The sequence below is a fragment of the Bradyrhizobium sp. USDA 4538 genome (assembly GCF_024171045.1).
GTDB lineage: Bacteria > Pseudomonadota > Alphaproteobacteria > Rhizobiales > Xanthobacteraceae > Bradyrhizobium > Bradyrhizobium australafricanum.
This window is the reverse complement of sequence record NZ_JALJZE010000001.1, coordinates 6,809,035-6,828,490: the sequence shown is the minus strand read 5'-3', so window position 1 is coordinate 6,828,490 and position 19,456 is coordinate 6,809,035. Positions and strand designations below refer to the sequence as shown.

22 protein-coding genes are annotated in these 19,456 nt (G+C 65.8%); 11 read left to right on the top strand and 11 right to left on the bottom strand.

Going from position 1 to position 19,456, the window contains the following annotated elements:
- Nucleotides 1-44: 44 nt before the first annotated feature.
- From J2R78_RS31080 to J2R78_RS31065, 4 genes are all read right to left on the bottom strand, one after another.
- Nucleotides 45-950: a MoxR family ATPase gene (locus J2R78_RS31080; protein ID WP_076828515.1), complete on the bottom strand. Its 906-nt coding sequence runs from the start codon at nucleotides 948-950 to the stop codon at nucleotides 45-47.
- A 48-nt stretch (nucleotides 951-998) separates the two neighbouring features.
- The gene (locus J2R78_RS31075; RefSeq protein WP_050383296.1) at nucleotides 999-1,805 is read right to left on the bottom strand and encodes a xanthine dehydrogenase family protein subunit M; all 807 of its coding nucleotides are present in this window, start codon (nucleotides 1,803-1,805) and stop codon (nucleotides 999-1,001) included.
- A gap of 36 nt (nucleotides 1,806-1,841) precedes the next feature.
- Nucleotides 1,842-2,327 carry a (2Fe-2S)-binding protein gene (locus J2R78_RS31070; protein WP_028336799.1) on the bottom strand — a complete coding sequence of 162 codons (486 nt, stop codon included), beginning with the start codon at nucleotides 2,325-2,327 and terminating at the stop codon, nucleotides 1,842-1,844.
- Between the two features lie 155 nt (nucleotides 2,328-2,482).
- Nucleotides 2,483-2,929, bottom strand: coding sequence for a carbon monoxide dehydrogenase subunit G (locus J2R78_RS31065; RefSeq protein WP_016840413.1), 447 nt, complete (start codon nucleotides 2,927-2,929; stop codon nucleotides 2,483-2,485).
- A 210-nt stretch (nucleotides 2,930-3,139) separates the two neighbouring features.
- On the opposite strand from J2R78_RS31065, the gene J2R78_RS31060 reads away from it, so the two are divergent.
- The 3 genes from J2R78_RS31060 (at nucleotide 3,140) to J2R78_RS31050 (ending at nucleotide 5,998) form a co-directional block, all read left to right on the top strand.
- A complete protein-coding gene (locus J2R78_RS31060) occupies nucleotides 3,140-4,495 on the top strand; it encodes a 3-carboxy-cis,cis-muconate cycloisomerase (protein WP_253607969.1) in 1,356 nt (451 codons plus the stop codon).
- An 83-nt stretch (nucleotides 4,496-4,578) separates the two neighbouring features.
- A complete protein-coding gene (gene pcaD, locus J2R78_RS31055; protein WP_253609974.1) occupies nucleotides 4,579-5,361 on the top strand; it encodes a 3-oxoadipate enol-lactonase in 783 nt (260 codons plus the stop codon).
- 253 nt (nucleotides 5,362-5,614) lie between these two features.
- Nucleotides 5,615-5,998, top strand: coding sequence for a carboxymuconolactone decarboxylase family protein (locus J2R78_RS31050; protein WP_028336796.1), 384 nt, complete (start codon nucleotides 5,615-5,617; stop codon nucleotides 5,996-5,998).
- A 74-nt stretch (nucleotides 5,999-6,072) separates the two neighbouring features.
- Here the strand turns inward: J2R78_RS31050 and J2R78_RS31045 are convergent, their stop codons facing one another.
- A complete protein-coding gene (locus tag J2R78_RS31045; protein ID WP_253607968.1) occupies nucleotides 6,073-6,606 on the bottom strand; it encodes a hypothetical protein in 534 nt (177 codons plus the stop codon).
- A 463-nt stretch (nucleotides 6,607-7,069) separates the two neighbouring features.
- On the opposite strand from J2R78_RS31045, the gene J2R78_RS31040 reads away from it, so the two are divergent.
- Entirely contained in the window at nucleotides 7,070-7,558 is a 489-nt protein-coding gene (locus J2R78_RS31040) for a hypothetical protein (RefSeq protein WP_253607967.1), read from the top strand.
- A 94-nt stretch (nucleotides 7,559-7,652) separates the two neighbouring features.
- Here J2R78_RS31040 and J2R78_RS31035 read toward each other — a convergent pair whose 3' ends face one another.
- Nucleotides 7,653-7,799: a hypothetical protein gene (locus J2R78_RS31035; RefSeq protein WP_253607966.1), complete on the bottom strand. Its 147-nt coding sequence runs from the start codon at nucleotides 7,797-7,799 to the stop codon at nucleotides 7,653-7,655.
- 369 nt (nucleotides 7,800-8,168) lie between these two features.
- Between J2R78_RS31035 and J2R78_RS31030 the strand changes: the two genes are divergently transcribed.
- The 6 genes from J2R78_RS31030 (at nucleotide 8,169) to J2R78_RS31005 (ending at nucleotide 14,460) form a co-directional block, all read left to right on the top strand.
- On the top strand, nucleotides 8,169-9,086 hold the full coding sequence (locus J2R78_RS31030; protein WP_028339921.1) for a branched-chain amino acid ABC transporter permease: 918 nt from the start codon (nucleotides 8,169-8,171) through the stop codon (nucleotides 9,084-9,086).
- A 10-nt stretch (nucleotides 9,087-9,096) separates the two neighbouring features.
- Nucleotides 9,097-10,422, top strand: a complete 1,326-nt coding sequence (livM, locus tag J2R78_RS31025) for a high-affinity branched-chain amino acid ABC transporter permease LivM (protein ID WP_309145024.1) — start codon at nucleotides 9,097-9,099, stop codon at nucleotides 10,420-10,422.
- Nucleotides 10,419-11,252: an ABC transporter ATP-binding protein gene (locus J2R78_RS31020; protein WP_028336791.1), complete on the top strand. Its 834-nt coding sequence runs from the start codon at nucleotides 10,419-10,421 to the stop codon at nucleotides 11,250-11,252. The genes livM and J2R78_RS31020 overlap by 4 nt, the downstream gene beginning before the upstream one ends.
- The gene (locus J2R78_RS31015) at nucleotides 11,249-11,998 is read left to right on the top strand and encodes an ABC transporter ATP-binding protein (protein WP_018272406.1); all 750 of its coding nucleotides are present in this window, start codon (nucleotides 11,249-11,251) and stop codon (nucleotides 11,996-11,998) included. The genes J2R78_RS31020 and J2R78_RS31015 overlap by 4 nt, the downstream gene beginning before the upstream one ends.
- 166 nt (nucleotides 11,999-12,164) lie before the next feature.
- Nucleotides 12,165-13,283 carry a branched-chain amino acid ABC transporter substrate-binding protein gene (locus tag J2R78_RS31010; protein ID WP_028339917.1) on the top strand — a complete coding sequence of 373 codons (1,119 nt, stop codon included), beginning with the start codon at nucleotides 12,165-12,167 and terminating at the stop codon, nucleotides 13,281-13,283.
- A gap of 181 nt (nucleotides 13,284-13,464) precedes the next feature.
- Nucleotides 13,465-14,460, top strand: a complete 996-nt coding sequence (locus J2R78_RS31005) for a P1 family peptidase (RefSeq protein WP_253607965.1) — start codon at nucleotides 13,465-13,467, stop codon at nucleotides 14,458-14,460.
- A 170-nt stretch (nucleotides 14,461-14,630) separates the two neighbouring features.
- On the opposite strand, the gene J2R78_RS31000 is transcribed toward J2R78_RS31005, so the two are convergent.
- Nucleotides 14,631-15,422: an EF-hand domain-containing protein gene (locus J2R78_RS31000; protein WP_253607964.1), complete on the bottom strand. Its 792-nt coding sequence runs from the start codon at nucleotides 15,420-15,422 to the stop codon at nucleotides 14,631-14,633.
- 252 nt (nucleotides 15,423-15,674) lie between these two features.
- Here J2R78_RS31000 and rpe point away from each other — a divergent pair, with 252 nt between their 5' ends.
- Nucleotides 15,675-16,376 carry a ribulose-phosphate 3-epimerase gene (gene rpe / locus J2R78_RS30995; protein ID WP_028339914.1) on the top strand — a complete coding sequence of 234 codons (702 nt, stop codon included), beginning with the start codon at nucleotides 15,675-15,677 and terminating at the stop codon, nucleotides 16,374-16,376.
- A 13-nt stretch (nucleotides 16,377-16,389) separates the two neighbouring features.
- Here rpe and J2R78_RS30990 read toward each other — a convergent pair whose 3' ends face one another.
- The 4 genes from J2R78_RS30990 to J2R78_RS44825 all read right to left on the bottom strand — a co-directional run bounded on the left by J2R78_RS30990 (nucleotide 16,390) and on the right by J2R78_RS44825 (nucleotide 19,446).
- Nucleotides 16,390-17,868 carry a bifunctional serine/threonine-protein kinase/universal stress protein gene (locus J2R78_RS30990; RefSeq protein WP_253607963.1) on the bottom strand — a complete coding sequence of 493 codons (1,479 nt, stop codon included), beginning with the start codon at nucleotides 17,866-17,868 and terminating at the stop codon, nucleotides 16,390-16,392.
- A gap of 5 nt (nucleotides 17,869-17,873) precedes the next feature.
- Nucleotides 17,874-18,614 (bottom strand): metallophosphoesterase, encoded by a 741-nt coding sequence (locus J2R78_RS30985; RefSeq protein WP_253607962.1) that lies wholly within the window; start codon nucleotides 18,612-18,614, stop codon nucleotides 17,874-17,876.
- A gap of 107 nt (nucleotides 18,615-18,721) precedes the next feature.
- The gene (locus tag J2R78_RS30980) at nucleotides 18,722-19,315 is read right to left on the bottom strand and encodes a TetR family transcriptional regulator (RefSeq protein WP_028336783.1); all 594 of its coding nucleotides are present in this window, start codon (nucleotides 19,313-19,315) and stop codon (nucleotides 18,722-18,724) included.
- Complete coding sequence (locus tag J2R78_RS44825) at nucleotides 19,312-19,446, bottom strand: hypothetical protein (RefSeq protein ID WP_016843141.1); 135 nt, start codon at nucleotides 19,444-19,446, stop codon at nucleotides 19,312-19,314. Before J2R78_RS44825 ends, J2R78_RS30980 begins: the two co-directional genes overlap by 4 nt.
- Nucleotides 19,447-19,456 lie beyond the last annotated feature (10 nt).

The following is a 19,456-nucleotide window of genomic DNA, read 5'->3' as shown; positions in this document are numbered from 1 at the left end:
GCGCGAGATTCCGGGTTCACGCTTCGCGTGCCCCGGAATGACGGCTAGTCGCTCGTCGCTTCCTTCAATGTCTTCTGCAACGCATCGCCCTGCATGCGCGCGATGTCGTCCTGATACTTCAAGAGCGCGCCCAGCGTGTCGCCGACGACCTGCGGGGTCAGCGAGCGGGCGTCGAGCTCGGACAGCGCGGTGGCCCAGTCGATGGTCTCGGCGACGCCCGGCGACTTGTAGAAATCCTGGTTGCGCAGCGCCTGCACGAAGCGGACGACCTGCTGCGACAGCTTTGCGGAAATGTTCGGCACCCGCGACTTGACGATCGCGAGCTCGCGCTCGGCTGTGGGATAATCCACCCAGTGATAGAGGCAGCGCCGCTTCAGCGCGTCATGAATCTCGCGGGTGCGGTTCGAGGTGATGATCACAATCGGCGGCGCCGGCGCCTTCACGGTGCCGAGCTCGGGAATCGTGACCTGGAAGTCGCTGAGGATTTCCAGCAGATACGCCTCGAACGCCTCGTCGGCGCGGTCGAGCTCGTCGATCAGCAGCACCGGAGGGCCCGCGACATCGGGCTCGAGCGCCTGCAGCAGCGGCCGCTTGATCAGGAAGCGTTCGGCGAAAATGTCGCTGGCGAGCTGGTCGCGATCGGTATCGCCGGAAGCCTCCGCCAGGCGGATCGCGATCATCTGCGCCGCACTGCTCCACTCGTAGACCGCGGAGGCGACATCGAGGCCTTCATAGCATTGCAGGCGGATCAGCTTGCGCCCGAGCGCCGCCGACAGCACCTTTGCGATCTCGGTCTTGCCGACACCGGCTTCGCCCTCGAGGAACAGCGGCCGGCCCATCCGCAGCGCGAGATAGGTCACGGTCGCGAGCGACCGCTCGGCGAGGTAGCCGCGCGAGGTCAGGAGATCCTCGAGCGCATCGACGGAAGTGGGTAACGCCGATGCACTCATGGAACAGCCAGTCTTCGAACAGAGGTCAGCAAAGTCACGCCTTGGTACTTAGTCCTTGGCGTTCGCGGCTTCCACCGCCCGGCGCGTCAAAACGCCGATCAGATGGGCGCGGTATTCCGCACTGCCGTGCAGGTCGCTGTTCAGCCCGTCGGCCGAAACGGCGATGCCGTCGAGCACCTTGTGCGAGAAGCGCTTCTTCAGGGCGTCCTCGAACGCGGTGACGCGGAAGACGCCGTCGGAGCCCGCGCCGGTGACCGCGACGCGCACGTCGGACGGACGCTTGGCCACGAACACCCCGACCAACGCATAACGCGAGGCCTGGTTGCGGAACTTGACGTAGGCCGCCTTCTTCGGCACCGGGAACATCACCTTGGTGATGATCTCGTCGGCCTCCAGCGCGGTCGAGAACAGGCCCTGGAAATACTCCTCGGCCTTGAGGCGGCGCTTGTTGGTGACGATGGTCGCGCCCAGCGCCAGCACCGCGGCCGGATAGTCGGCGGTCGGGTCGTTGTTGGCGAGCGAGCCGCCGATGGTGCCGCGGTGGCGCACGGCGGGATCGCCGATCAGGCCGGCAAGCTCGGCCAGCGCCGGGATCGCCTCGCCCACGACCGCGGAGTTCGCGACTTCGGCATGCTTGGCGGTGGCGCCGATGACCAGCGAGCGGCCCTTCATCTCGATCGTATCGAGACCTTCGATGTGGGAGAGATCGACCAGATGCGGCGGGCTGGCGAGCCGCTGCTTCATGACCGGCACCAGCGTGTGACCGCCGGCAATCAGCTTGGCGTCCTCGTTCTTCACCAGCAGATTGGCGGCCTGCCGCACGGTGCCGGGACGGTGATATTTGAATTCGTACATTGGAATGTCCTGATCGCGCTCGCGATGAATTGCTGACTAGGCGAGGTCCGACTTCGCCATCGCCTTGGCGCCGGCGGCGATCGAAGCAACGATGTTCTGGTAGCCGGTGCAGCGGCACAGATTGCCTTCCAGCTCCTCGCGGATCACCTCGTCGGAGAGCTCGTGGCCCTTGCGATGGACCAGGTCGACCGCGGTCATGATCATGCCCGGCGTGCAGAAGCCGCACTGCAGGCCGTGATGCTCGCGGAAGGCCTCCTGCATTGGATGCAGCGGCGCACCATCGGCTGCAAGCCCCTCGATGGTCTTGACCTCGTGACCGTCGGCCATCACCGCAAGCGTCGTGCAGGACTTCACCGCCCTGCCGTCCAGATGCACGACGCAGGCGCCGCACTGCGAGGTGTCGCAGCCGACATGAGTGCCTGTCAGCCGCAGGTTTTCGCGCAGAAACTGGACCAGAAGGGTACGGGGGTCGACATTCGCGTTCACGGGGTTGCCGTTCACGATCATTGAAATCTTGGCCATCAGCACTCTCTTATCTGCGCCACCGCATATCGGCGAAGCAGGCGGTTTTAAATCATTCCAGACGGCATAATATGGGCGCGCCCCGCGATGGGCAACCTTTCGAGCCACCCATCCAGGACATGGCCGGACCTGAATAATCCAGCCGAAAGGCGGGGCTAACCCTGCACCGCCTTGGCGAAATTTGCAAAGAATTCATCGGCCAGCTTCTTGGCGGCGCCGTTGATCAGGCGCTGGCCGAGCTGGGCGAGCTTGCCGCCGATCTGCGCCTCCACATTGTAGCTCAGAAGCGTACCGCCATCCTTGTCTGCAAGGCCCACGGTGGCGCCGCCCTTGGCAAAGCCGGCGACCCCGCCCTCGCCTTCGCCTGAGATCTTGTAGCCGTTCGGCGGGTCGAGATCGCTCAAGGTGACCTTGCCCTTGAAGCGGGCGGAGACCGGGCCGACCTTCATCTTGGCGGTGGCGCGGAAGCCGCCCTCGTCGGTCTTCTCCAGCTCTTCGCAGCCGGGAATGCAGGCCTTCAACACTTCGGGATCGTTGAGCTTGTCCCACACAGCCTGGCGCGGCGCTGCAAGCTGGACTTCGCCGGTCATTGTCATGGCCATGGGGGACCTCCTCGATCGCTAGAACCTTTTCCCCCAAGTAAAGCAGCCGGGACACAAAGGAAAGGGCACCTTCGGAGGATGAGCGATGCATATTCGCAACCGCAGCAAGCCAAGCCCATTGTTCACGAAATCGCGCAATCCCCGTTGTTGAAAATGCAGGCAGCCCCGGGGCATTGGCATCGACGCGCGACAGTGGTTAGGTCGCCGGCCATGAGCACAGCCCTCTCTCCCCTGCTTGCGCCGATGCTGTCGAGCGCCGCGATGCGCACGGTGTGCGACGACGCCGCCACGCTGCAGAACATGCTGGATTTCGAGGCCGCGCTGGCCCGCGCCGAGGTGGCTTGCGGGGTGATTCCCGCAGCTGGCGCAGGACCAATCGGCGCCGCCTGCAAGGCCGAATCATTCGACCTGGCCGCGCTGGCCGAGGCCGCGACGCGGTCCGGCAATCTGGCGATCCCGCTGGTGAAGGCCCTGACCGCCAATGTCGCCAAGGCGGACGCCGAGGCGGCGCGCTACGTGCATTGGGGCGCGACGAGCCAGGACGTCATCGACACCGCGACGATGCTGTCGCTGCGCGCGGGGATCGACGCGCTGCTGGCCGACCTCGACCGCGCCGTTGCTGGCTTCGCCAAGCTCGCGCGCGCCCATCGCGACACCGCCGTGGTGGCGCGGACCTGGCTGCAGCATGCGCTGCCGATGCCGTTCGCCCTCAAACTCGCCGAATATGCCGCGGCGCTGCATCGCTCCCGCAAGCGCTTGCTGCGCCTGCGCCGCGAGACGCTGGCGCTGCAATTCGGCGGTGCCGCCGGGACGCTCGCAGCGCTCGGCGACAAGGGGCTGGCGGTCGCCGCCGCCCTTGCGCAAGAGCTCGATTTGCCCCTGCCGGATGCGCCCTGGCATACCCATCGCGACCGCATCGCCGAGGCCGCGCCGGTGTTCGCCATCCTCGCCGGCAGCTGCGGCAAGATCGCGCGCGACGTTTCGCTGATGATGCAGACCGATGTCGGCGAGGCCTTCGAGCCTGCCGGCGCTGGCCGCGGCGGCTCCTCCACCATGCCGCACAAGCGCAATCCGGTCGCCGCCGCGAGCGCGCTGGGGGCTGCGACCATGGCGCCGAATCTCGCCGCGACGATCTTCGCCGCGCAGGTGCAGGATCATGAGCGCAGCGCCGGTCCGTGGCATGCGGAATGGCCGACCTTACCGGGCCTGATGCTGGTGACCTCGGGCGCGCTTGCTGCCATCGTCGATCTCGCCGAAGGGCTTGAGGTCGATGCGGCGCGGATGCGCGTCAATCTCGATGCGACTCAAGGGTTGATCATGGCGGAAGCCGTCACCTTTGCGCTCGCCGACAAGATCGGAAAGAGCGACGCCCATCATCTGATCGAGGCCGCCAGCAAGCGCGCGGTCGCGGAGAAGAAGCACCTGCGCGAGGTACTGTCGGCGGACGCCAAGGTCACCGCGCATCTCGACGCGAAACGAATCGCGGAGCTGTTCGAGCCGATGGCCTATCAGGGCGCCTCGCAAGCGCTGATCGACCGCCTGCTGGCTTCACTGGATGAAAAATAGCGACGATGTCATTGCCGGGCAACAGCGCGAAGCGCATGTTCGCGCAGATGACCCGGCAAGCGCATGACGAGAGGGACAAGACGATGCCGATGATCAACGCCGACGGGTGCCTGCTCAACGTCCAGGCGGACGGCCGCGACGGCGGACCGACCTTGATGCTGTCGAACTCGCTCGGCTGCACCTTGCAGATGTGGGAGCCGCAGATGCGGGCGCTGACGCAGCTGTTCCGCGTCATCCGCTACGACCGCCGCGGTCACGGCAAGTCCGGCGTGCCGGCGGGCCCCTACTCCATGGAGCGCTTCGGCCGCGACGTGCTGGCGATCCTCGACGACCTCAACATCGAGAAGGTGCACTGGTGCGGCCTGTCGATGGGCGGCATGGTCGGACAGTGGCTGGGAGCGAATGCCCCGGAAAGATTCGGCAAGATCATCCTCGCCAACACCGCCTGCTACTACCCCGATCCGACCAACTGGCTAAACCGCATCAAGGTAGTGAAGGAAGGCGGCATCGCCGCCGTCGCCGATACCGTGATCGCGGGCTGGCTGACCGCCGATTTCCGCGAGCGCGAGCCGGAGACCGCGGCGCGCATGAAGGCGATGCTGGTTGCCTCGCCGGTCGAAGGCTATCTCGCCTGCTGCGAGGCGCTGTCGACACTCGACCAGCGCGCGCTGCTGCCGAAGATCAAGAGCCCGACCCTGGTGATTGCAGGAAAGCAGGACATGGCGACGCCGGTGTCGGCAGGCGAAATGATCCGCAGCGGCATTCCCGGCGCCAGCATGACGCTGCTCGATGCCGCGCACATTTCCAACGTCGAGCAGTCGCACGCCTTCACCGAGGCCGTGGTCGGCTTCCTGACGCAACGGTAACGGTCATCGTCATTCCGGGGCGATGCGAAGCATCGAACCCGGAATCTCGATCCGCATCCATAACTTCGAGATTCCGGGTTCGGTCCTGCGGACCGCCCCGGAATGACGTAACCGGGAAAGATGCTCTATGGGCGACAATCAGCACGTAGCCCGGATGCAGCGAAGCGAAATCCGGGACAAGTCCTTCGGCCAACGCTGAAGCCCCGGATTGCGCTGCGCTCCATCCGGGCTACGATTTCATGAGGAGACATCCATGGACGACAATCAGCGCCGCGACGACGGCATGACGCAGCGCCGCAAGGTGCTCGGCAATGAATGGGTCGACAAGTCGATCAAGAACCGCAACGCGTTCAACACCGACTTCCAGGACCTGATCACGCGCTATGCGTGGGGCGACATCTGGACCCGGCCGCATTTCGATCACCGCACCCGGCGCGTGCTTGTGATCGGCACCATGGTCGCGCTCGGCCAGTGGGACGAATTCCGCCTGCATGTGCGCGCCGCGCTCGCCGAGGGCGGCTTCACGCCCGAGGACATCAAGGAGATCCTGCTGCAGCAGGCGATCTATTGCGGCGTGCCAGCGGCCAACCACGCCGTCAAGGAAGCCGGCGCGATCATTGCCGAGCTAGGAGCATGATCCGGAAAAGTGCGAAGCGGTTTTCCGAAAAGATCATGCGCAAAAAACGACTAAAGCGCGAAGACTATCGCGCTTTAGGGCTGCTGAAGGGATAGCTGGCCTGCGGGCGTTTCGGTGGTCGTTGCTGCATTGGCAGACGCTTGAGCTCGCTTCGGCGAGGTCTCGAACAGCATCACGATCGCGGTCCCGAGCAGCATCAGAAGCTCGGACGCATGCATGCGCATCGCTTCGACCTCGCCGACCTTGGAAGCCATCATCATGCTGGCGAAGCTCAGCACGCTGCCAAGGCAGAGAGCCACCGCGAGCGCCTCGTCGGCGCCACTGCTGCTCTTGCGCAGCGGCGAGAAAGCGGCCATCGCGAGGAAGACTGTGAAGAACGCCACCACGGTGATCCGCGCCAGCGCGAGCAGCCATGCGAGGCGCACCGTCGCCATCTTGCCGAGGTGCAGATAGTCGCTGGCATAGAACGCGATCGACACGCTCGGCCGCTCATAGAGGCCGTGGATCGGCGACACCATGATGCTGAAGGCGATGATGGTCCAGACCGGAATGAAATAGGCCGCAAGCAGCGCGCCATTGAAGGAGCTGATCCGCCAGTTGTTCGACATTGCCGCTTCCCGTGCTTCCCGCGCCTTTCAGACCGGCGACGGTTCAGGGCGCGAGCTAACGCCGATCAATTGCCGGCAGCAATTTAAACCCTTTGTTAAGGTTAAGCGCGATGCGATGGTTCCGGATCGATGCGATCGGGCCCGGCCGGGATCTGCGCAAGATCGGCGCCGGCCGGGGATAAAGGGGGCAAAATGACCGAAAGAACGCGCGTTTTTGTCGCAACGCCCTGCTACGGCGGCGATCTGAAGATGGCCTATGTGTTCTCCGCCCTGAAGCTTCAGGCCGCGGCCACCGCCCGGGGCATCGACATCCAGTTTCATCTGATCGGAAACGAATCGCTGATTGTCCGCGCTCGGAACGAACTGGCCCACCAATTCCTTGCATCCGGCGCCAGCCATCTCCTGTTCATCGATGCCGATATCGGGTTCGAACCCGAGTCCGTCTTCCGGCTGCTGGATTGCGGTGCCGACGTTTTCCGCCGCGGCCTATCCGCTCAAGCACATCGATTGGGCAAAGGTGCAGCGGGCTGCGGACGCCAAGCGCAACAACCTCGCGTCATCCTCGCTGGACTATGTCGTCACATGGGAGGGCAACCAGATCACATCTCGCGGCGACGGCTTCGCCAAGGTCCGATATGCCGGAACCGGCTTTCTCATGATGAAGCGATCCGCCCTCGTCAGGCTGCGCGACGCCCATCCCGAACTCAAATATCGGGCGAACCACAAGTCCAACGACTTGAACACCGGCGGCCTGGTTCGCGCCGACCTCGACCGCATGTCGCTGTTCGAATGCATGATCGACAAGACGACCGGCGAGTATTTGTCCGAAGATTACGCGTTCTGCCGACGCTGGATCGATCTCGGCGGCGAAATCTGGCTCGACCTTCGGAGCGAGCTCACGCATTTCGGTTCGTACGCCTTCCGCGGCCGCTTCGCCGACCAGTTGGCCTGAACAAGACAGCCCAAGCGAAAAGGGTCTAAGCCTGAACAAGGAAGGCCTCGCCTTTCGGCGAGGCCTCCGTGCTAGTTCGGCTCAATTGTCCGAATTAGCGCTCCGGATTGGGCTTCTGGCCCGGCCGGCCCGGATCCTGCTGTTGCTGGCCGGGCTTCTGGCCGCCGCCCTGCTGCTGCTGGCCGGGCTTCTGATTGGGGTTCTGGTTCGGCTGTCCTGGATTCTGATTTGGGTTGCTCATTCAGCTACTCCCTTTGCTTTCATCAAGCTGGGGACAACGCGCGCGTTGCAAGCGCAGTTGCTCGGGGAACACGGGTTCCGGCGTGATCATTGCAGGGCAAAGCCATGTCGGCCCTGTGACATCGGAACCGCATCCGCCAAACTAGTTATGTACAAGCCCTTTCTGCTACTGCCACGCTGTTGCCGCGGCCGGGGTTCCACTGTTAGAAAACGACACGACGCGACGGATCAGGCTGCCGGGGCCCTCGCCGCGTCACCCTCGATGAAGCGTTTTCGAGCGAAGCGGGAACCGGTTCGCGTGAAGAAAGCGCGTCCAGATCAAAACGAGAGCCTGGTCGGTTCTCAACCGAACGGGCTCTGACGGCAGCGCATGGATTATTTCGCCCAGCAACTGATCAACGGCCTCGTGCTCGGTTCGATCTACGGCCTGATCGCCATCGGCTACACGATGGTCTACGGCATCGTCGGCATGATCAACTTCGCGCATGGCGACATCTTCATGATCGGCGGCTTCATCGCACTGATCTCGTTCCTGGTGCTGGTGTCGCTCGGCCTCACCGCGATCCCCCTGATCCTGCTGATCGTGCTTTTGGTCTCGATGGCGATCACGGCGCTCTACGGCTGGACCATCGAGCGCATCGCCTACCGACCCTTAAGGCATTCGTTCCGCCTGGCGCCGATGCTGTCCGCGATCGGTATGTCATTCGTGCTGACCAATTTCTCACAGGTGTCGCAGGGCGCGCGCGTCAAGCCGGTGCCGCCGATCATCACCGGCGGCTACACGCTGCATGAAGGCTCGTCCGGCTTTGCCGTGCAGCTCTCCAACATCCAGATCATGGTCGTGCTCGCCACCATCGTCGTGCTGGCGCTGTTCACCTGGCTGGTCTCGCGCACCCGGCTCGGACGCGACATGCGCGCCTGCGAGCAGGACCAGACCATGGCCGCGCTGCTCGGCGTCGACGTCGACCGCACCATCTCGATGACCTTCGTGATCGGCGCCGCGCTCGCCGCGGTCGCCGGCATGATGTATCTCCTGTATTACGGCCTGGTCGATTTCTTCATGGGCTTCGTCGCCGGCATCAAGGCGTTCACCGCCGCCGTGCTCGGCGGCATCGGCTCGCTGCCGGGCGCGATGCTCGGCGGGCTCGCAATCGGCCTGATCGAGACGTTCTGGTCGGCCTATTTCTCGGTTGAGTACAAGGACGTCGCCGCGTTCTCGATCCTGATCGTGGTGCTGATCTTCATGCCGACCGGCCTGCTCGGCCGTCCCGAAGTCGAAAAAGTCTGACAGGCACTTCGTGAGCGCGACCTCAGCCCGCCCCTCGCACGCCGCGCAGCCCTCGGGCAGCGCCTTCATTCTCAAGAAGGCCCTGATCAGCGCCCTTGTCGCGCTGGTGCTGTTCTCGCTGATGATCGGCATTCGCACCGAGGCCGGGCCGCAGGGCGGCTTGATCTACTGGACGCGGTTCGGCGACCTCGCAGCCCTTGTCGCTACCGTGTTCGGCGGCAGCATCGTCGTCGAGTTGCTGCGGCAATGGTGGGGACCGGTCGACAAGGACCGCATCGTGCCGAAGCCGGTGCAATCGGCGATGTCGTTCGCCGGCCGCTGGCTGGCGCCGGCGCTCCTGGTGTTCACCTTCCTCGTGCCTGTCATCTTCTACAACCAGCGCTACATTCTCGACCTGTCGATCCTGGTCCTGACCTATGTGATGCTGGGATGGGGATTGAACGTCGTGGTCGGCCTCGCCGGCCTGCTCGACCTCGGCTATGTCGCGTTCTACGCGGTCGGCGCCTATTCCTATGCGTTGCTTGCGACCAATTTCGGATTGTCGTTCTGGGTCTGCCTGCCGCTTGCAGGCATCCTGGCGGCGTTCTGGGGCGTGCTGCTCGGCTTCCCGGTGCTGCGGCTGCGCGGCGACTATCTTGCGATCGTGACGCTCGCCTTCGGCGAGATCATCCGCCTCGTCATCATCAACTGGCAGAGCCTGACCGGCGGCCCCAACGGCGTCTCGGGAATTCCCCGCCCGACCATGTTCGGCATTCCGCTGACGGCGGGTGAAGACGGGCTCGCCGCCAAGCTCGGCATCGAATTCTCGCCGACCCACCGCCTCGTCTTCCTGTTCTATCTGATCCTGGCGATGGCGCTGATCACCAACTGGGTGACGATCCGGCTACGGCGGCTGCCGATCGGCCGCGCCTGGGAGGCGCTGCGCGAGGACGAGGTCGCCTGCCGCGCGCTCGGCATCAACACCACGACGACCAAGCTGACGGCGTTCGCGACGGGTGCGATGTTCGGCGGCCTCGCCGGCGCGTTCTTCGCCACCCGGCAGGGCTTCATCAGCCCGGAATCCTTCACCTTCCAGGAATCGGCGCTGGTGCTGGCGATCGTGGTGCTCGGCGGCATGGGCTCGCAGCTTGGCGTGGCGCTCGCCGCGCTGACCATGATCGGCGGCTTCGAGCTGTTCCGCGGCCTCGATCAATACCGCATGCTGGTGTTCGGCATGGCGATGGTGCTGCTGATGATCTGGCGGCCGCGCGGGCTGATCGGCCATCGCGCGCCGACCGTGTTCCTGGAACGCAACCAGGCGATCTCGTCCGACCTCGTCAAGGAGGGCCACGGATGAGCGGCGACCCTATCCTCACCGTCGACCGCCTGATGATGCGCTTCGGCGGCATCGTCGCGGTCAACGAGCTGTCCTTTGCGGCCGAACGGCGCAAGATCACCGCGCTGATCGGGCCGAACGGCGCCGGCAAGACCACTGTGTTCAACTGCATCACCGGGTTCTACCGGCCGAGCGGGGGCGCGATCCGCCTCGCCCATGACGACGGACGCACCATCCAGCTCGAGCGGCTGAACGATTTCCGCATCTCCAAGCAGGCCAAGGTGGCGCGGACCTTCCAGAACATCCGGCTGTTTCCCGGCATGACGGCGCTGGAAAATCTGATGGTCGCCCAGCACAACGCGCTGATGCGCGCCTCGGGCCTGACCCTGCTCGGGCTGCTCGGCCTGCCGTCCTGGCGCGAGGCCGAGCAGCGCGCCATCGATCTGGCGCGGACCTGGCTCGCGCGCGTCGGCCTGCTCGACCGCGCCGACGATGCCGCGGGCAACCTGCCCTATGGCGACCAGCGCAGGCTCGAGATCGCGCGCGCGATGTGCACTGAACCGGTGCTGCTCTGTCTCGACGAGCCGGCGGCCGGTCTGAACGCGCGCGAGAGCGGCGGGCTCAACGAGCTGCTGCTGTCGATCCGCAACGAACAGGGCACCTCGATCCTCCTGATCGAGCACGACATGTCGGTCGTGATGGAGATCTCCGATCACGTCGTGGTCATGGATTACGGCGTCAAGATCGCCGAAGGCACGCCGCAGACGGTGCGCGACGACCCCAAGGTGATCGCCGCCTATCTCGGCGCCGACGAGGAAGAGGCGATCGCCGTGATGGAGAGCGGCACGTGAGCGCGGCACAGGCAACGACACCCCTGCTCGCGGTGCGCGGCGTGCGCGCGGCGTATGGCAAGATCGAGGCGCTGAAGGGCGTCGATATCGAGATCAATCGCGGGGAGATCGTCGCCCTGATCGGCGCCAACGGCGCCGGCAAGTCGACGCTGATGATGACGATTTTCGGCAGGCCGCGCGCCCGCGCCGGCGCCATCGAATTCGACGGCCGTGACATCACCGGCGTGCCGACCCACGAGATCGCGCGGCTGCGCATCGCACAATCGCCGGAGGGCCGGCGGATCTTTCCGCGCATGAGCGTCGCGGAAAACCTGCAGATGGGCGCCGATGCCACCGAATGCAGCGAGGCCGAGCGCGCAGCCGGGCTGGAGCGGGTGTTCGCGCTATTCCCGCGCCTGAAGGAACGCGTCGCACAACGCGGCGGCACGCTGTCGGGCGGCGAGCAGCAGATGCTGGCGATCGGCCGCGCCCTGATGAGCCGGCCGCGGCTGTTGATGCTGGACGAGCCCTCGCTCGGGCTCGCGCCGCTGATCGCGCGCCAGATCTTCGACGCCATCCGCACGCTGAACCGGCAGGACGGCCTCACCGTCCTGATCGTGGAGCAGAACGCCAACCATGCGCTGAAGCTCGCCCATCGCGGCTATGTCATGGTCAACGGGCTGATCACGCTGGCCGGAACCGGCGCCGAATTGCTGCAGCGCCCGGAAATCCGCGCCGCCTATCTGGAAGGCGGCCGCCGCGGCTAGCTTGACGTTCCGTGCCGCCCCCGCAAGCAAGACGCGGCGGATGCAGCGTCGATTTGCCTGAAAATTGCCGGTGACTTCGCCGCGAAATCAGCTGAGAATGCCCGCGGTTTTGGGGCCCGGCGTGCCGGGCCCTTCCGCAAGAGGCAACGACCACGAGGGACGTCTCATGAAATCACTGAAGCTGATCGGCCTGGCACTTGGCGCTTCGTTCGCATTATCGGCGAGCGCGTTCGCGCAAGACATCACCATCGCCGTCGCGGGCCCGATGACGGGCTCCGAATCCGCTTTCGGCCGGCAGATGAAGAACGGCGCCGAGCAAGCGGTCGCCGACATCAACGCCGCCGGCGGCGTGCTCGGCAAGAAGCTCGCGCTGGAAGCCGACGACGATGCCTGCGATCCGAAGCAGGCGCGCTCGATCGCGGAAAAGATCGGCTCTTCGAAGATCCCGTTCGTGGCCGGCCATTTCTGCTCGTCGTCCTCGATCCCGGCCTCCGAGGCCTATGCCGACGCCAACGTGCTGCAGATCACCCCGGCCTCGACCAACCCGCTGTTCACCGAGCGCAAGCTCTGGAACGTGGCGCGCGTCTGTGGCCGTGACGACCAGCAGGGCCTGGTCGCCGCCGACTACATCATGAAGAACTACAAGGGCAAGAACGTCGCGATCCTGAACGACAAGACCACCTACGGCAAAGGCCTCGCCGACGAGACCAAGAAGGCGCTGAACAAGGCCGGCTTCCAGGAGAAGATGTTCGAGTCCTACAACAAGGGCGACAAGGACTTCAACTCGATCGTCTCCCGCCTGAAGCGCGACAACATCGATCTGGTCTATGTCGGCGGCTACCATCAGGAAGCCGGCCTGATCCTGCGCCAGATGCGCGACCAGGGCCTGCAGACCGTGCTGATGGCCGGCGATGCCATGAACGACAAGGAATTCGCCTCGATCACCGGCCCCGCCGCCGAAGGCACGCTGTTCACCTTCGGCCCCGACCCGCGCAACAAGCCGACCGCGAAGGCGATCGTCGAGAAGTTCAAGGCCAAGAACATCGACCCCGAGGGCTACACGCTCTACACCTACGCCGCGATGCAGGTCTGGACGCAGGCCGTCGCCAAGGCCGGTTCGACCGACGCCAAGAAGGTGATGGACACCATCAAGGCCGGCGAGTGGGACACCGTGCTCGGCAAGATGGCCTTCGACGCCAAGGGCGACATCAAGGCGATCGATTACGTCGTCTACAAGTGGGACGCCAAGGGCAACTACACCGAGATCAATCCGAAGGGCTCCTGAGCCTCTCGCGCGTCTGATCCAATCAGAGATACGAGAACGCCCCGATCCGCCGGGGCGTTTTTCTGTTTGCCGGATGCCTGCAAGTCTTACCGCACGTCTCCGCCCGCCCGTGCCCGACGGTTGATGCATCCGTCGCGGCTGCTATACCGGATCGATCGGACAGCAGGCGGATGGACCCATCGTGAAAAACCTTCTCACCGATATTGCCGGCGTTGCCGTCGGCCATGCCGACGATCCCACAGTCGCCTCCGGCGTCACCGCCATCCTGTTCGAGCGGCCGGCGGTCGCCTCGATCGATGTCCGCGGCGGGGGTCCGGGCACCCGCGAGGAAGCGCTGCTTTCGCCGCACAACGTCGTCGAGGCAATCGACGCCATCGCGCTGTCCGGCGGCTCGGCGCACGGGCTCGACGCCGCCGGCGGCGTGCAGGCCTGGCTCGCCGAGCGCGGCCGCGGCTTCCGCATCCGCGACGCGGTGATCCCGATCGTGCCGGGCGCGATCTGCTTCGACCTGCTCAACGGCGGCAACAAGGCGTGGGGACGCTTTCCGCCCTATCGCGACCTCGGCTACGCGGCGGCCAATGCCGCCTCCGATGACTTCGAGCTCGGCAGCGTCGGCGCCGGCATGGGCGCGACCACGGCCAACCTGAAGGGCGGCCTCGGCTCGGCGTCCGATATGACCGACGACGGCGTGACGGTCGCGGCGCTCGCGGTGGTCAACGCGGTCGGCAGCGTCACGGTCGGCAGCGGCCCCTGGTTCTGGGCGGCGCCGTTCGAGGTCGGCGGCGAATTCGGCGGGCGCGGCCTGCCGCCCTCGTTCACGCCGGACATGCTGAAGGCGCGGCTGAAGGGCGGCGCCGACGCCAGCGCCGCCGAGAACACCACCCTCGTCGTCGTGGTGACCGATGCGCAGCTGACGAAGCCGCAGGCGCGGCGGCTTGCGATGATCGCGCAGACCGGCATGGCGCGCGCGATCTATCCGGTGCACGCCCCGCTCGATGGCGACGTGGTGTTTGCCGCCGCGACCGGCGCCAAGCCGATCGATCCGCTGTTCGGCCTCACCAGGCTCGGTGCGCTCGCCGCCAACACCGTGGCGCGCGCCATCGCCCGCGGCGTCCATTCAGCGACCGCGTTGCCATTCGCCGGCGCGCTGCCGAGCTGGCACGATCGGTTCGGTTAGGCGAAGGGTTTTACAGCCCGGCGCCGCCTTCGTCATTGCGAGCGAAGCGAAGCAATCCAAATCCATCTCGCCGCTTGCGGAGACATGGATTGCTTCGTCGCTTCAGCGCAAAATTGCTTTGCAATTTTGTCGCCGAGCTCCTCGCAATGACGGCTAGTAGCAAATTCGCCTTAGGCCCTGACCGAAATCGCAGCGAAGTCCTGCGCCGAGATCGCCTTCGCCTGGCGCTGGATCAGCTGCTCGACGATATTGTAGGACGAGGCCGCGTTGAGGGTCGCGGAGGATGCGGCCGGCGTCGTCATCGCCACCTTCGAGCCGTCGGCATAGGTCGTCGTCGTCGTGGTCGAGCCGTCGCTGTTGGTCACCGACGTCGAGGTCGCACCGTCGAGCGCCTGCATCAAGGGATCGGAGCTCGATCCGCCCGCGCCGGAGCCGGATCCGTCGGTCGAGCCGCTGGCCATGTGATGGCGATGATGGCCGCCGCCCTTGTGGCCCTGCAAGGCCTGGGACATCTCGTCGAGGCTGACGTTACCGTCGCCATTGCTGTCGAGCTTGGAGAACACGTCGTCGGCCTGCGCCGTGTTGGTGCCGCCGGCGCCGAGCGCGTTCTCGAATTCCGACTGGGTGATCTTGCCGTTGCCGTCGGCATCGATCTGCGAGAACAGGTCCTTGAGCGCATCCGAGCGGCTGGCCGCCGTCGGGCTGTTTGAAACCGCGGTCTGGGACTGGCTTTGCGCGGAAATCAGCGCGCCCATCGTCAGCGGCGAGATCTGCGGAGAGCCGCTGCCCGAGCCGGTACCGGTGCTGCTGCCTGTCGACGTCGATGTACCGGTCGAGGGGGCGAACAGGCCGGTGGTCTTAGTCCCCTGACTGGAGCCGCCGGTCTGGGTCGTCGACTTCGACGACATCAGCGAGCTCAAGAGGTCAATGGCCGACGACGCAGCGCCAAGGGCGAACAGCATGGCAATACTCCAACAGGGCCGCGCCTGGCGGCTCTAACGCTGGTCAGTGGCTGAGCAAAGGGCGTGCCATGGCAAAAACCCAGTAAAACCAGGCGTTCCCACTTCGAAGCGGGTTCCGCGCACCCGGCAAGAGCTGCCGCCGGCGGAAGAATTTTCCGGTCGCAGAGCGCCGTCCGCTCGCATTGCCCGCCACGCGTCCGCATGTTAGGCGGACTCACCCGTCGCCCCCTGAAGTCTTCCGGAACAGCTGACATGACTCAGTCATTCACCCCGCGTCCCCTCGTTATCGCTCCGTCGATCCTGGCGTCGGATTTCTCAAAGCTCGGCGAGGAGGTCCGCGCCGTCGACCAGGCCGGCGCCGACTGGATCCATCTCGACGTGATGGACGGACACTTTGTGCCGAACATCTCCTACGGCCCCGACGTCATCAAGGCGATGCGGCCGCACACCAAAAAGATCTTCGACGCCCATTTGATGATCTCGCCCTGCGATCCCTACCTGGAAGCGTTCGCCAAGGCGGGCTGCGACCACATCACGGTGCATGCCGAGGCCGGCCCGCATTTGCACCGCTCGCTGCAGGCGATCCGCGCGCTCGGCAAGAAGGCCGGCGTCTCGCTCAATCCGGCAACGCCGGCGAGCGCGATCGAATATGTGCTCGACCTGATCGACCTCGTGCTGGTCATGTCGGTCAATCCCGGCTTCGGCGGCCAGGCCTTCATCCGCTCGGCGATCGGCAAGATCAGCGATGTCAGGGCGATGGTCGCGGGCCGCCCGATCGACATCGAGGTCGACGGCGGCGTTGCACCCGACGTCGCGGGCCAGCTCGCGGCCGCCGGCGCCAACGCCTTTGTCGCGGGATCCGCCGTGTTCAAGGGCGGCACGGTCGAGGCTTACAAGACCAACATCGCCGCGATCCGCCATGCGGCGGCCGAGGCACGCGGCGAAGCGATCTGATGATCCGGGGGAGCTAGAACACTGCGGGCGGCGTGGCCGCGGCATTCGCCGCTTGCTCCGCCGCCTCATCGCCCTCGCCGTCGTCCGCTTGCGACGCCAGCCGCGACGGCCGCACCACGGTCACCGTGCACGGCGCTTCCCCCGCGACCCTGGCGGACACGCTGCCGAGCAGCGCGCGCCGCAGCGAGTTCTGCCGCGCGCCGATGATGATGTGGTCGACCAGGTTGACCGCGGCGAATTCCAGGATCGCGGCGGCGGGATCGATCGCCTCCAGCACATGCACGGTCAGCCGCCCCTCCTCGAGCCCGAACGGCCGCGCCCAGTGCTGCAGCGCCACCAGGCGGTCGACATGCTTGTTCTGGCCCTGCTCGTCATGGGTGCGGTCGATCGCCAGGCGATTGAGCTTCAGCACATTCACGCAGGCGAGCCGCGCCGACGGCGAGGTCGACAGCACCCGCTCGGCGGTGACGCGGATGGTGTCGTTCAGTGCCTCGGCACCCTCGCCGATATCGAGCGCGACGGCCACGATCGGGCTCGAGGCGAGCTGGGCCGCGACATCGGACTTCGGCCGCGGCGGCACCGCGCCGAGATTGAAGCGGCGGCGCCAGACCGTGCTGAGCGGATCGCGGCGCAGCCGCTGCGCCCGCGCCGTCAGCTTCACCTGATCGGGATGGCCGAGATCGAAGGCAAGCTGCGCCGCGGTCGGATAGCGCGCGGCGGGGTCGATCTCCAGGCAGCGCAGCACGATCTCCTGCAGCCAAGGCGGATAGTCGGGCTTCAGCTCGCGCGGCGGATAGGGGTCACGCCACAGCCGCCGGCGCATGCCGCGCAGGCTTTCGGTCTCGCCGAACGGGCGCACGCCGGTGGTGAAGAAATAGAGCAGCACGCCGAGCGAAAACAGATCGCTGCGCGGATCGTCGCGGACGCCGAGCAGGCGCTCCGGCGCCATGTAGGGCGCGGTACCGTAAGGCAGCCGAAACTCCTCCTGCAACAAATCGGGCAGATGCCGGTGATGCGAGAGGCCGAAATCGATCAGCACCGCCGAGCCGCGCTCGCGGAACATGATGCTGCTCGGCTTGATGTCGTGATGGATGACGTTCTGCCGGTGCAGGCTGGCGAGCGCGGTGGCGACCTTGCCGCCGATCACCCTCACCTCCTCATACGGCATCGGCAGCTCGCCGAGCCGCTTGTAGAGCGTCTGCCCGGGGATGCGCTCCATCACGACATAGGCCTGGCGTTCGAAGTCGCCGGTGCCGAAACAGGCCGGCACGTGCGGCCCCGACAGCCGCGGCAGGATCATCTGCTCCATCTCGAAGCTGACGATCGCGGCCGGATCCTCGCCCTCCGAGGTGAGCGGCACCTTCATCAGCAGCGGCACGGTGATGCCGGGATGGGTGACGCTCCACAGCGTCGCCATGCCGCCGCGGTGCACGCGTTCGCCGATGGTGAAGCCATCGATCTCGGCGCCCGCCTGCATCGCCAGCGCCGCCATCGGCGTCACCGGCCGAGCGGCAGGCGGTCGGCGAGCCAGTGCGGCAGGCCGTTCGCCTTGATCCGCGCCGCCGCGGTTGCGACGTCGTAGGGCACGCGATGAAAGGTGATCTCGCGGCTTATGGTATCGAACATCGCAAACGACGCCGCGGGATCGCCGTCGCGTGGCTGGCCGACCGAGCCGAGCACCGCAAGCCAGCGCCGCCCCGGCAGCAACTGAACGGCGATGCCCGAAATCGGAACGAAGCTCGTCATCTTGGCGGTCGAGGACATCGAATAGAGGCCGGGACGATGGATGTGGCCGCAGAACGTGATCTGCAGCTCGGTGGCCATCATGCTGCGCGCGGCGTCGGCGGTGTCGCGCACGTAGCGCCACCTCGCAGGCTCCGAAGCTTCGGAGTGCACGTAGAGCCGGTTGTCCTCCTCCCGCGACATCGGAAGCTCGGCGAGGAACGCCTTCTGCTCGCCGCTGAGCCGGCCGCGGGTCCAGTCGATCGCGGCCTGCGCCTCGGCATTCATGCTGTCGCTCGGTACGCCGATCGCATTGTCATGATTGCCGCGCACCGCGACCGCGCCCTTCGCGACGAGGTCCATCACCGTGTCGACGGCCCATTCGGGATCGGCGCCGTAGCCGACGATATCGCCGAGGCAGATCAGCCGCTCGGCGCCGCGCGCATGCGCAGCGTCGAGGCAGGCGGCGAAGCCCTGCCGGTTGGCGTGAATATCGGCGAACAGTGCAAGCCGCATCGTGATCCGCGTTGCTGATCCCTATCCGATATCAAGCACACGCGGCCCCGGGCCGGCAATCGGGCCAAAGGCATCAGGTGGTCAGGGGATGTCGGCAGAAAGCTCAGCTAGGGCTTGCAGACCCGCAGGCCCTTCAGCAGCAGGGCCAGCAGCGCATCGATCCGCCCCGGGCATTCCGGCTTGGCCCATTCCTCAGCATGCGCCGGGTGATGGTAGCGGACGGTGGCGTCGAACACAGCGCGCGCGGTCGCCTTCACATTGTCGATCTCGAACACGCCCTGCGCGACACCGTCGGACAGGATTTTCGCGATCAGATCGACCTGCTTGTCCTTGTAGGCTTCCACCACCTCGCGCGCGTCCTGCGCCAGCGCCAGGTAGGTCGCGAACATCTCGGGATCGTCACAGACCTTCTTCTGCTTGATCGTGAAGGCGGTGCGCAGCCATTGCTCCAGCCGCTCCGGCGCCGGGCCATCGCCGGCTGCGATCTTGCACAGCGGCTCGTTGGCGCGGTCGAGCCAGCGCTTGGCGACGGCATCGCGCAGTGAGGCTTTGCTGGGGAAGTGACGGTAGACGCTGCCGTGGCTGACATCCAGCGCGCGGGCAACGTCGACAACGGTGGCCTTGGTCAGCCCGAAGCGCCTCAAGACATCCTCAGTTGCCTCAAGGATCCGCTCGGGTGTCAAAACCACCGCCTCGTTCATGCGTTTACCGTCTGGTTATCGCTGTCCTGCCCGCGGGTGAACTTGGCGGCCTGGGCGGCCAAGTGGCGGGCGACGCGAAGATTGAGCCACTGTTGAATCTGGGCGGTCAATTGAAAGATTTCTATGGTCATGGAGGTAGTC